The sequence below is a fragment of the Pseudocitrobacter sp. 2023LY-00077 genome, from assembly GCF_055796175.1.
Window position 1 is genome coordinate 1 of record NZ_JBSPEI010000037.1, and the last position, 11,402, is coordinate 11,402.

An 11,402-nucleotide genomic window follows, 5' to 3' on the forward strand; every position below is an offset into this window, starting at 1 on the left:
AGAACGATGCTCCGTTTGGTTTCAGAAACACCATATCTGCCCATTCATCCATCACTGTATTTGGCATTGCCGACGACGGCCAAAAGAACGGAATACCGATTGCCGGTGCGCCTGCTCCTAAACGAAGATTTGATAGGAAAGTGGCTATAGCGGCTGCGCCGTCAGCGGCAATATCTGCACCGGGATTAACACGCGATAAATACAGCTTTGATAGTGCGGTTAAAACCTGATTTTGCTTTTCAGGGTTTATAGCAATACCCGCAGCGGTCAGAATTGATTTCAGCTCCGTCTGTGTATCCCGCGTCGCGCCCTGGAGATTATTCAGAAATTCAGCCGATACAATAGTGCCTTGTTCACCGGTAACGGGGTTGCCGTCATGAAAAAGGTTATCTACCGTATCGACAGGTGGCATGATGTCCTGCATCAGGTGTTCTCCTGGTAGGTGAAATAGCAAAAGGTATGCGCAGGCTTCAGGTCCTGAAATACCTCTTCGATAATGGGATCGCCAAAACTGGTCAACCACTCTCCGGCCTGAGATGTACCCGCGCGGAAACGATAAGTGGTGGATTCGGTATTATGGGTATTCACAACCCAGACCCAGATGATGTCTGGTATCCATAGTCGATCACCCGCGCGGCTGACCCCGGCGCGAAATGGCTGCGGCTCGTCAATCGTGATGGTGTAACCCAAATTTAACGCCAGCCGAATGAAGTAAGGAATGCTGAGGCCGCCCGTTTCGGCGAGCTTGGCAAGAACACGTTGCTGGCGCTGCAGGTAACTGGCTCCCTCTGCAGGTGTCAGGTCAAGAACGCGCTCCCAGTCTGCCAGCAGATTACTGGCGTAGAATGGCGTAACGCCACCCTCGGCGAGGCCTGCGGAGATATCCAGCTTATTAAACATATTGGCTTCAGCCGTTACAGAGGCCGTAATTAAAGGCTGGTCTGTTTTATATGGCAGTGGAAGCAACAGATTAAGTAGCGTGAAATAACTCATAATGACTCCACGGTGACATCGCCCAGGCGGAGCCATTCAACCTTTATTTCATCGATAGCGGGCAATATATTGGCGGCAGGCTCTGTAATTTCGTAATCAGTTACGCCGGAAATAAGCGAAATTAATGTTCCGCCCTGGCTGCGGATAAAGGGAATACCGGGTTCGCGACGGCTGTCATCATCCTGAAGCGCCTCAGTAATCGCCGTGGTTGCTGCTGCAAGCGTAATACCGTCAAGGGCCACTTTGACGGTTACATCAAAGGAGCGCTTTGTAGGCATAAAGACCAGGGTATTTTTAGCTGTCACCGGGCGAACATCATCAATATAAGCCTGTGTGCGGTCGATAACATCCTGCGAAGGAAGCTCTCCGGCAGAGGTGACAGCGACATCGACGGTCCCCAGACCGCGACGGAGGGGATAGACATAAGCGGCAGTAACGCCGGTGACTTCCAGCGCCCAGCGTTTATAATCATATTTGTTCCCGCCAGCCGGAGGGCGGCGAATAATTTCCAGAAGTCTGGCCAGCAGTTCTGCATCGGTTTCTTCATCCGTGCCACCCAACATAATTCCTACACCGACGGTGCTGTCGAAACCTGATGGCGTCGTCGTTAAAGTTGCAGTGGTTGCTGCTACTGTATTACCAGCGGTCCCGGAACTGGATGATACTGCTGTCGCAGTACCTTTCCCGTTTGCAGCGATGATTACCGCCGAAGTGGTTGTCCATGACTTATTATCCCGTTTGAAAACCAACCCCGCTTCGGCTGTTGACCCCGCTTCCCCCGTAAAACTGGCCGTTCCTGATGCGCTGTTCGCTGATTTACGGGTTAACCCCCTGGTTCTGGCGTGGAGCACCAGATATTCAGTATCTGCGGTATCCGGGAAAATCTGGCGAACAATCCAGCCCTGATGCTGATAAAGTCCTTCCGCAACACTGGCCACCGATGAGGCCCGGACATACCAGTCACTATCCGGCCCCAGTTGCTGGTCTGTCAGCTGAAGCAGGTTTTTGATATCACGCAACAGTTCGTCACGGATTTGGGCGGCAACGGGTGTGGTAAATGGCATCAGCTAACCTTAACCGGGTATTTCCAGGTCTGCGGCGGTTTGCCTGCAGAGGTGACGATAATGTGCAGAAGCAACCAGCCGGGCTGATAATGCTCTGCGGTGATGTCGATGGCAGTGGCCCGCCCGTCGTCGATAATGGGCTGTAGTGCCTGTTCTGCATACTGACGCGCAAGTACCCGTACACGGGAGACGTCTTTCTCTCTGCGAAGCGTATGTAATAATGAGCCTAATGTCGGGTCAGCCCACCAGGAGCCGAGCGGTGTCATTAGCCGCAGAAATACGGCATTTTGCAGGGTATCGGTCTGGTCACCGGTGTAATCACCGGTTAGCGGGTCAATAAGCATTTCCATGCCGTCATGGTAACGGCATGGAAATCAGGAAATAATGTGAAGGGGTTCAGTGGATATTCAGCGTTTTAAAACAGCATTAAACTATCATAAATTACATTTCCTGATTAGGGGAATCTGTTGTACCGCCACCATCACCATTTTCCTTATGATTGTGGCCGTTATAGGTAATTCGCATCTCCGACATTTTTTTACCGTCGCTGTCGCACCGGTCTTTAATTTCCCCGGTTGCTTCAATATCCATTTCAAATCTGGCTTTAGGTGCGTTTGTTACTGTAATTTGCATCCCGGCACCATCAACAACAATACCTTTACGGGTTAACGTGATGCTTTGCCCGAGGTCATCATAAAGTGCAACTTCGCCTGATGCTAAGCCCTTCAGCCGATATTTACCGTTCTCCGTTGCGATAATAATTCCGTGACTGGTCCTGCCGTTAATTGGCAGAACAACGGCCATTGTTCCCGGCAGCGGATTGGAGGTAAAACCATAATGCTGAAACAACTCATTATCCTGGAGTCCTTCAGAGGCCAGCGCTTTACCTTGCACGGTCTGCGTTGCGCCGGTGCTGTTAACACGGGTTAAAACGCCCCTGAATGCCTGCCTGACGCGACCTAAAGCCCGGTTAATACGGTTATCAATCTGATTCCACATCGATAATCTCCAGTTTTTTATTCATCTTCGTCCGGCGTTTTCGTGTTTTCCGTTTCTTCGGATAGGCATCCGGTATCCAGATTTCGTCCTCTTTCAGCCTGAGGGTTGTTAAGCGCCCGTCTGGTCTGCCACCTGAAAATTCACGCCCCATCAGGAAATAGATGTCGTCAATACCGTGTGGCTGGCTACGCACCCGAATACGCTGACCTGGCTGCCATAGCTGACCGTTCTCCATCCGGTGCCCCTTAACCACTGCAGTCAGGTCATAACCTGCAAGCCGTGCGTCCGCCATTGCTTTTTTTGCACGATAATCAACCTGGGCCTGGTTATCAGCATCGCCTACAACCATTATCTGAGGCCGGTAATAAGGAACGGTTTCATCGCGAACGACAGAGCGCAGGCCGTGGAAACCCGATTCAGGGGAGCCAACGGACGCCAGAATCTCGCTGTTATCGGTTGTATCGTCCCCCTCATCGCTAACGTCGATAATCTCTGTGTCCTGACCTGCGGATTTACTGCCCTGTGCGTGCCCCTGAGCCAGTACGGTTAGCTCAGAAAAAGCGTTGTTTACGGATGACCGGTCACTCAGATCAAGAACATTATTGCCGCTGCCGTCGCGGTTGATAACCAGTGTGGCCACCGGCTCGGTTGTGTAATCGGGTCCACCGATGACCAGCGTGCCATCAGGATCAAACCACGGCCACAGCCCCCGGGCAGCAGCCGCACGTTCCAGCGTATCCCATGCCCGTTCTCCGGGTTCGACGCTGACCTTATCATTCAGTGCGGAAGACTCAGCAGCGAGGCGAATATTCGTCACCCCCAGCGGCCGTACCACTTTGGCGATCACTTCCTCAAGGCTCAGTTGCCGCGAAGTAAAAACAGGTGACGCGCAGTCAACAAGTACCGCAGCACCATCCCGGCCGGATATGGACAGGCTGAACTGCTGACGGGAAACCCGGCGCTGAACGGTATCAATACGGCCAGACATCACCACATCACTTCCGACACGAACCAGAACGGGCGCCCCTCGCGTCACCGCGTCGGGAAATACCCCATCAGGCAAACCAAGCGTCAGGCTCCAGGCATCTGACGGGATCAGGAAATCGGAGTCAATCTGGTAACGTCCCCAGGTACTGTGTACTTTGCCGTTAATTATCAGGCTGACTGCATCTGGATCGTCATTTTGAGTAGGCATTCAGGATATCCCCCGATTTAAGGTTGTTCGGGTCCCTCAGAGTGGGATTCAGGCGCAGCAGCTCGGCCGCGCGGGAATAATCGCCATACCACAGGTAAGCCACCAGGTGCAGATTCATGTCTGCTTTGACGGTGCGGGTGGTCAGAGGTGGACGCTGTGTAATAACGGTGGTGGCAAGTTCCTGAACGCTGAGAGCAATATTTTTCATGCTGTTAACTACGGGTTGCCAGGTAATGCCGCTGGCGGTAGTCGCTGAGCTAACTCCCTGAGTGGCAGAGGCAAAATAGGTTCGGGTCTGGTCAATGGCCGTCTGGATAGCGGTTCGCGTATCGTTAGCGATCAGCTCCACATCATCCGGGGAGAGCAACTCAATAATGGTGTTGTCACTCAGAATGTCAGAAGCATCGAGCGCCAGCTGCAGCGCAACCTGTATATTCACTGCCGTCACCAGCTCGGTGATATCACTTGCTGAAGACCCGGAAGGAACGGCCACCGCGACGGTCGTTTGTCCGGTAACGATTTCTGATGGCATTACAGCCACTTCCTGTAACGCTGTGCGTCCGTTTTTCCAGTCAGCCATGATGATGCCCGCAACACCACTGACATCCGAGGAGAGCGGTGCGGCGGACGACACGGAGGAATCTGCCGAAGAAGATGATGCAACAGAGGATGTTGCCACAGATGTGCCGGCACCTGCCACAGATGAGGAACGGGCATAACTACCCGGATTGTTGGTCACCGAAGACTTAGACAGCAATGATGTTTGTGTTAACGCACTCTGCAAGTCATTCATAAATGCGGCAGGATAATTAACAAAGTCAGTAGTGGTGCTGACAAAATCCGTCAATTCACCTTTCAGAACGGTCACCATATTAAGCGCGGTCGATGCCAGGGATTTCGCCCGGCGCATCCATTTCTTCGCTGTTCTCAGGGGGACGAGCGCGTTATCAATCGCAGTCTGGGCCTGTGCAAGTGCCGACTGTACCTGGTTGAAGATGATGTCAGCCTGAGACAGCGGAAAATCGCTGCCGAAAAAAGGCACATTAGGTTTTGCCTCAAGGAAAACCACTTCAACCGCGCAGTAATCAACGTTTTCCGCATCATGTGAAAGCTGATACTGGATACACTGCATATAAGGCATCGAACCAAAAACAGGATGAATCAGCTCACCATAGCCGCGCGTGTCAAGAGCAGCGATAAACGACTGCAGGCGGAGATCGTAATCATCACCCCAGAACAGGCAATCAACCTGGCAGTTACGCGGTTTCCGTCCCAGGTCTTCAATATCGCCGCCATCCACATACGGGTATTCATAGGTCGCGATATCCCGGCTGGCGCTGTCGCGGGTACGGATCACATCAAACTGAACGCCCCTGAATGAGGCATCCTGTAAAGAGTCTTCCCAGCTCACTGCGGACCTCCTGTGGAGCCACGAACGGACTGTTCACCGTTAAAGTTATTGACTGCCTGAGCTATTTCACGCTCATCGAGCATCACTTTGGTTGTAATCGTCACAGGCTGTGGCTTCTGTTGCTGTGGCAACAGGTAAGATGGTACCCCGATGGTCGATGGGTCAGCGTTCTGAAGTCCAATGGTAGCCGGTGATTTCGACCAGGTTTTATCATCACTGGCCACCCCTGGTATCGAAGGTTGAGATTTATCGGGTGCTGGTACTTTAATACCTGCCCCCCTGGTGTTGGTCACTGTATCGTCCTGGTCCGTTCCCGGGTTAACAGACGGTGCGGTAGGGGGCCGTATCCATGACTTTATCTCATCAACTGCATCAAGAAGCCCCGGTCTGGCTTTCACAGCATCCAGCATTCTGGCTTCACTGCTGCTGTAATTATCTTCTTTAAGACGGGCGCGAGCATCCGCATCTCCTCGTTCTACGTGAACAAGAGGTGCGTCCTGCATTCCCTGGTATAAAGCAAGAGGGGCTAGTAATTTACCCGCGCCCCGGGTTAACCCTCCCCAGATTTTCCCTAAAGATGAAGTACCAGGGGGAGTTATACCGCCCGGAGGTGTAACGCCTCCAGGTCCACGACTACCTGGCAGTTTAATACCGCCACCAGTCAGGAAATTCAGACCAGCAAAAGCAACAGCTGCTGCAGCCATTGCTTTTATTGCCGTAGTCGCTCCCGAAATTGCTGTGGTTAATTCAGGATATTCTTTTGCGTAGTCCGTTAATTTGGTAGCAAGGTCACCATATAAATCAGCAACAGGTTTTACTGCATCCTGCTCAGCAAACATTTTTTCGGATTCAAGCTGTTGAGATTTGAAGGAGTTTGTTGACGCAACCACATCGTATGATGCGGCTCCTGCACCCTCGGAATTACTTGTACCAATTTCCTGTTCCTTTATGAACTCCCGCTTCATAATATTTGTTTTAAGTGCGGTGCTTGCTTGCTGATCGGCAATTATTTTGGATGTTATTGATGAAATAACGATATCCAAGGCTGCAAGAATATCATCTTCTTTATCAGTTCCTTTATATTTTTGGGCTTCAGCACGAAGGTTTTGGACTCTCTTATCAGCAGATACTATCCCAGATACGGCTTTCATTACTGCATCGGGGGTACTGACGCCTTGTTTTTTTTGGTCTGCAAGGTAGTCAATATATCCCGTAGCCTTACCATCCCTCCCTCTGAATTTATATTTTTTTAGAGTATTCTGGATATCAGAGCTCGTAATCTTATCCAGTAAATTATTTACATTAGTTGATGCAGAAGCATTATCACCAGCAGTTTCAGCATTTGCCTGCAGCATTGCTAATAGTTTGCCTAGGTCATCTAAACCCGACATACCAATACCTTTAGCTTTAGTAAGCGTCATTGGTAATGAGCTAGCCATATCGGAAAGTTCGTATTGACCATTCTCACCCGAACGAATAGCCATATCGTACACTTTAGGCAGGTCTTCAATAGGAATATTGAAATTCTTTATTGCGGCACTGCCTATTTTAGCCAGGTCCTGTGGATTAGCTCCTGAAGCAGTTGCATAGCGAGTGATATCGGGCAATATAGCCATTGCTGTTTTATCATCAAGACTGTTTGCAAACAGTGCATTAAGCGTTTCCTGAGCCGATTCGGGCGTACCGCCGCCATAACGCACCGCATTTCTGATTGCGTCGTTAATGACAGGAATTTTCTCTATGCGTTCAGGCGCGGGAAGTTCGTTATAGGCAGTGTTCGCTATCTCAGCATTTCGTGATTCAAAGGCCATTTGCCGCTGTACAGGGTCCTTGATGACCATCCCCGCAGCCGTCAGCCCACCAGTCACTGCACCCACTGTTGATAAAGCACCTTTAAAACGCTGCATGCGGGTCATCGAGTTATAGACGCCGACCAGTTCAGTACGCAACTGGCTGACACGCTCGGTCATTGAACGGAAGGCCCTGGACTGCTCGTTGGCAGATAACGTTCCTGACCGGGTAAGACGGTTGTATGCTGCCATAGTCTGGTTAATTTCACGCTGGATCTCACGCTCTGAACGGATGCCCAGCGTGGAACGCGCTGAGCTGGCGCGTCGGTATTCATCCTGAAGGCTTCGGGAGGCCTTAATTCCCCGGGAGCTGTTCTGCTCCTGGCTTTTTGCCTGCTCATCGCTGGCTTTCTGCGTCGCCTTCGTATCTTTTACAATGCTCTGAAACGCCTGACGAATGACCTTTGATGCGCCATCACGCGCCAGAAGAGAGAGTGCAAGCTGGAGGTTACGGGCCATAGTTACTTCCCTTTAGGTTTCTTTTTACGCCGGGATTTCAAAGTGCGGGTGGTTTTGGTGGTGGTTGTGCCGGATTTTTTCCCGTGCAGGCGGGCCAGTGCTTCAGTAAACCCGTCCAGCTCTGGACGGGTCATTGCGCCTATTTGCTGCCCGGTTATGCCGTATCGTCCGAGGGCGAGGATAAGGGTGCGGTATCCGGTAAGTCGCTGTTCAAACGCATCCGCTTTTTTTTAATGGCTTCAATCTGCGCATCAATGATGTCGAAGTCATCATCGTTGAGCCCGTTCAGTAGCAGTTCGGGCGTGATGTCTTCTTTGGACAGATCACCCAGCGACTCAAGTGCCGCTGACATAACGGCTACGCGGTAGTACATACCTGCTGCTGCACCGTCCGTCGTGCCGCAGGCTTCATCTGTCAGGCGCAGCGCTTCAATGGTATCGCTCACCACCGGCAGGCGGACTGTGAAGTCGTAATGCACTTTATCGCCTGCCTGGACGCCGTATAAAAGCTGGTGTTTTTCCATCGGGTCTTACTCCTCTACCCGGCGCAGCGCGTTCATAGTGATATCACGCTTCGCTTCGTTATCAACTGTATACTGGGCCCCGGCCTGGGTACTGAAACAATCCAGGTAAGAGATGCGTTTACCCGTACTGTTAAGCGGATACTGGGTGATTTTCGCCCCCTCAATCGCACCCCAGTTCAGGTCGCCGGAGGCCGGAATAACCACCGTCACCGTCAGCTGGATTTCCTCAATGCCACGCGAAAACCCCTTTGCTCGTCCGGTACGGTTCATGGTCTTGACCAGCTTGCGCCCGGTGGTGACGTCTTCTTTCAGGTCGGTGACCTCAATTTCCTGGCCGTCGACCTCCATGACGATCGCGCCGACATATTCTTCAAGTGCCATTGTTCAGCTCTCCTTACAGTAGCAGGTCAATCACGCCTGCAAATACATGCAGACCATTCACTACATCGGCCGGGATACGGGCGTTCAGCTGGTTGCTGTCCTGTGAGTCACGCTCCACAATGAGCCCGGATTTATTGGCTTCAACCTCTTCAATAATCTCCAGCTCTTCCAGCTTAATCAGCACATCGAGCAGTTCGCTCTGCACCTTCGGTGGCGTTCGTGAACTCAGCTTGTCACGCGGGAACCGCAACGCGATACGCTCACGACAGGCTTTACGTACATAGTCCAGTGTGCGGATGGTTGTGATATCCAGTAACGAAACATCATCTACACCCTGCGCATTTTTGGTGTAGGTGCTGATCGCGCGGACAATCTGAACTTTATCCCCCGGGCCGATTTCAAACGGGGTCAGGCCATTTCGCAGCGCATTTTCCTGCTCTGTACGACCAGGACGGTCCTCCAGAGGCGTGACGTCGAGTGTCGACATAGCCAGTGTGTTCAGCGGGCGGGCCGGGTCCTCTTCGCTTGCGATGACAGCCGCATAGGCCGCTGCAATCTGTGCCGGGGTTTTCGCCGAACCGTTATGCCAACCGAGCGTAATTCGTCCCTCATTGAGGGATGCGCTCAGGGTAGTGCCGGTGGAAAGTGATTTAGGCCAGCCGCCCACGCCTATGGCCCCGCGCTGCTCCATTGCATTGCTGACATTATCGAGATGATCGCGCAACGCCGTCAGCGCATCAGCGGTGGAGAACGGGCTCACGATGATGTTGTGGCCAGCAGCAAATGCGGCGGCCAGTGCCGGAGCAATGTCCGGGTCCACATTCCCGCCCGACATTTCCGTTACTGTAGCCGTAGTGCCGGTGGCAGTACTGGTCGCTTTGATGACAATGTCATTACCATAAGTCCCCGCGTGGCGGGCGGTCAGAACAACGACACCGTTGACTGGCTGCGGGTCGTCTTCACCTTCAACCACTTCCGTTGACAGTGCTGCGGTCACAGGAAGTGCTGTCTTCTGAGCAAGGGTTGAAATCAGCGTGTTTGCAATTTCATTAGCGGTATCGCCATTGGAAACACCGACATCAATACGCGTACCACCGACCGATACACTCAGCGTGCCATTAGAGGTTGCCGGGCCGGTAATCGCGACTTTCCCGGTGGCGGCTGTTGCCGTATCGGCATCCGGGATACCAATCATCTGCAGCTGCAGGTAAGCATTGGCACCGATAGCATCGGTGGCCATCTGATGCGCCGCTGAACCGCGACCAAAGTAAGTTGCTGCCTGGTCATCGTAAAAAATGTCCAGAATGGTCAGCGGTTCAGCCGTGCCGGTATCCAGCATAGGGGCGAGTATCAGCACTTTCTGGGTATTTCCCGGAAGCGTTCGAACCGCCAGCCGGGTATTAAATTCAATGTACTGCCCGGGCTTACGGTTGCTCCCGATGGTGTCAAAGCTGATGTTAGGACTGGACATTATCTACCTCCGTGGCGTCCTTTTTACTGGCATCTGAAGCCGGTTCGGCCGCTGCTTTTGCCTGTTTTTTATCAGCGACCGGCGCAGTGGCTTTTTGGGCAGGAATGGCGGTAGCAGGTTCCGCCGCTGCTTCAGGCTCGGGGGCCTCATTCCTGATAATCAGATCACCGGCACGAATCTGGCGACGGTAATAAGCGGTATCGTCCACCAGAACCGCTGCCGCATCGGTGATGTAACGGCGGGCGTTATCTTCGCGGGGGACATTGATGCCCGTTACCGCAATGACGCTAATCTTTTTCATGGTTAATCATGTCCTCTGCAATATCGTCGCTGTCCGGCGATTTCAGGTCATAAATCAGCTTTGTACGTAACCAGTCCGGGTCATCAGGGCTGGTTCTTCCTTTATAAGGAACAAACAGGCTGTCATCGTGTCCAGCAGGCGCATCAACCAGCGGGAACAGGCCGTTCTCCAGCGCAGTCTCTGCCCATTTGGTATCGAACTCACAGGCAAAGACGGAGAATGCCTGCTTCTCCAGTTGCGTATTGAACAAGGTGCGAACCCGCCCAGGAACCAGGTGATCGATGGTCAGCCCCATATCCTGCCCGGAGAGCAGGCGGCGAACGGCAGAAACCATCCGGTAAGTACCGACTTCTTCCAGCAGCGGTCCCCCCACGCGTGACGCTGCTTCATTGCGCACGCTGCGGTCGCCCACAATCACAACAAACCGCCCGTGGGCCATGAAGCGGTTACGGGATGTGCCGGTACGTTCGGTCTTCTGAATCCCCCCGAAGGTCACCCATACGCCGGGAAGCTGGCGTATGACTTCGGCAGGCTCGCCATCCATTTCGCCGCCGTAAGACCCGACGTTACAGGTTAGACGTCCCAGTCCCTGTCGGAGTCGTTCGACAATCGCGGCCTCAATGTCGGTAATGAGCATCATCAGAAGCTACCTCCCCGGGTCTGATCGCGCCCGAAGACGCGACCGGCCGATACCATCCTGGCACCGGTTCCGCTGCGCGGGACTTCACCAGAATTATTGCGACCCAGCGTGATAC

General features: G+C 52.8%; 12 protein-coding genes and 1 pseudogene. All 13 read right to left on the reverse strand.

The genetic code is table 11. The features are described 5' to 3' along the window. A pseudogene (locus tag ACWWFX_RS24635) lies at positions 1 to 424 on the reverse strand (hypothetical protein); the annotation flags it as partial. Then, positions 424 to 993: a YmfQ family protein gene (locus tag ACWWFX_RS24640; protein WP_473225021.1), complete on the reverse strand. Its 570-nt coding sequence runs from the start codon at positions 991 to 993 to the stop codon at positions 424 to 426. The gene ACWWFX_RS24640 and the pseudogene ACWWFX_RS24635, both read right to left, overlap by 1 nt. Next, positions 990 to 2,057: a baseplate J/gp47 family protein gene (locus ACWWFX_RS24645; RefSeq protein ID WP_473225022.1), complete on the reverse strand. Its 1,068-nt coding sequence runs from the start codon at positions 2,055 to 2,057 to the stop codon at positions 990 to 992. Before ACWWFX_RS24645 ends, ACWWFX_RS24640 begins: the two co-directional genes overlap by 4 nt. Further along, positions 2,057 to 2,407: a phage GP46 family protein gene (locus ACWWFX_RS24650; protein WP_473225023.1), complete on the reverse strand. Its 351-nt coding sequence runs from the start codon at positions 2,405 to 2,407 to the stop codon at positions 2,057 to 2,059. Before ACWWFX_RS24650 ends, ACWWFX_RS24645 begins: the two co-directional genes overlap by 1 nt. Before the next feature lie 91 nt (positions 2,408 to 2,498). Next, positions 2,499 to 3,056, reverse strand: coding sequence for a phage baseplate assembly protein V (locus ACWWFX_RS24655; protein ID WP_473225024.1), 558 nt, complete (start codon positions 3,054 to 3,056; stop codon positions 2,499 to 2,501). Further along, positions 3,040 to 4,251, reverse strand: coding sequence for a phage baseplate assembly protein (locus tag ACWWFX_RS24660; protein WP_473225025.1), 1,212 nt, complete (start codon positions 4,249 to 4,251; stop codon positions 3,040 to 3,042). The genes ACWWFX_RS24655 and ACWWFX_RS24660 overlap by 17 nt, the downstream gene beginning before the upstream one ends. Further along, positions 4,235 to 5,662 (reverse strand): DNA circularization protein, encoded by a 1,428-nt coding sequence (locus ACWWFX_RS24665; protein WP_473225026.1) that lies wholly within the window; start codon positions 5,660 to 5,662, stop codon positions 4,235 to 4,237. The genes ACWWFX_RS24660 and ACWWFX_RS24665 overlap by 17 nt, the downstream gene beginning before the upstream one ends. Then, positions 5,659 to 7,971 (reverse strand): phage tail tape measure protein, encoded by a 2,313-nt coding sequence (locus ACWWFX_RS24670; RefSeq protein ID WP_473225027.1) that lies wholly within the window; start codon positions 7,969 to 7,971, stop codon positions 5,659 to 5,661. The genes ACWWFX_RS24665 and ACWWFX_RS24670 overlap by 4 nt, the downstream gene beginning before the upstream one ends. A 154-nt stretch (positions 7,972 to 8,125) precedes the next feature. After that, a complete protein-coding gene (locus ACWWFX_RS24675) occupies positions 8,126 to 8,494 on the reverse strand; it encodes a hypothetical protein (RefSeq protein WP_473225028.1) in 369 nt (122 codons plus the stop codon). Between the two features lie 6 nt (positions 8,495 to 8,500). Further along, positions 8,501 to 8,875, reverse strand: coding sequence for a phage tail protein (locus ACWWFX_RS24680; protein ID WP_473225029.1), 375 nt, complete (start codon positions 8,873 to 8,875; stop codon positions 8,501 to 8,503). A gap of 13 nt (positions 8,876 to 8,888) precedes the next feature. Beyond that, positions 8,889 to 10,346, reverse strand: coding sequence for a phage tail sheath C-terminal domain-containing protein (locus ACWWFX_RS24685; RefSeq protein ID WP_473225030.1), 1,458 nt, complete (start codon positions 10,344 to 10,346; stop codon positions 8,889 to 8,891). Beyond that, a complete protein-coding gene (locus tag ACWWFX_RS24690; RefSeq protein WP_473225031.1) occupies positions 10,333 to 10,647 on the reverse strand; it encodes a hypothetical protein in 315 nt (104 codons plus the stop codon). The genes ACWWFX_RS24685 and ACWWFX_RS24690 overlap by 14 nt, the downstream gene beginning before the upstream one ends. After that, on the reverse strand, positions 10,634 to 11,284 hold the full coding sequence (locus ACWWFX_RS24695; protein ID WP_473225032.1) for a DUF1834 family protein: 651 nt from the start codon (positions 11,282 to 11,284) through the stop codon (positions 10,634 to 10,636). Before ACWWFX_RS24695 ends, ACWWFX_RS24690 begins: the two co-directional genes overlap by 14 nt. Positions 11,285 to 11,402 lie beyond the last annotated feature (118 nt).

Excerpts from the sequence above, each read along its gene's own strand:
- ACWWFX_RS24640 (WP_473225021.1), bottom strand. The coding sequence starts at position 993 with ATGAGTTATTTCACGCTACTTAATCTGTTGCTTCCACTGCCATATAAA.
- ACWWFX_RS24645 (WP_473225022.1), bottom strand. The coding sequence starts at position 2,057 with ATGCCATTTACCACACCCGTTGCCGCCCAAATCCGTGACGAACTGTTG.
- ACWWFX_RS24650 (WP_473225023.1), bottom strand. The coding sequence starts at position 2,407 with ATGGAAATGCTTATTGACCCGCTAACCGGTGATTACACCGGTGACCAG.
- ACWWFX_RS24655 (WP_473225024.1), bottom strand. The coding sequence starts at position 3,056 with ATGTGGAATCAGATTGATAACCGTATTAACCGGGCTTTAGGTCGCGTC.
- ACWWFX_RS24660 (WP_473225025.1), bottom strand. The coding sequence starts at position 4,251 with ATGCCTACTCAAAATGACGATCCAGATGCAGTCAGCCTGATAATTAAC.
- ACWWFX_RS24670 (WP_473225027.1), bottom strand. The coding sequence starts at position 7,971 with ATGGCCCGTAACCTCCAGCTTGCACTCTCTCTTCTGGCGCGTGATGGC.
- ACWWFX_RS24675 (WP_473225028.1), bottom strand. The coding sequence starts at position 8,494 with ATGGAAAAACACCAGCTTTTATACGGCGTCCAGGCAGGCGATAAAGTG.
- ACWWFX_RS24680 (WP_473225029.1), bottom strand. The coding sequence starts at position 8,875 with ATGGCACTTGAAGAATATGTCGGCGCGATCGTCATGGAGGTCGACGGC.
- ACWWFX_RS24685 (WP_473225030.1), bottom strand. The coding sequence starts at position 10,346 with ATGTCCAGTCCTAACATCAGCTTTGACACCATCGGGAGCAACCGTAAG.
- ACWWFX_RS24690 (WP_473225031.1), bottom strand. The coding sequence starts at position 10,647 with ATGAAAAAGATTAGCGTCATTGCGGTAACGGGCATCAATGTCCCCCGC.
- ACWWFX_RS24695 (WP_473225032.1), bottom strand. The coding sequence starts at position 11,284 with ATGCTCATTACCGACATTGAGGCCGCGATTGTCGAACGACTCCGACAG.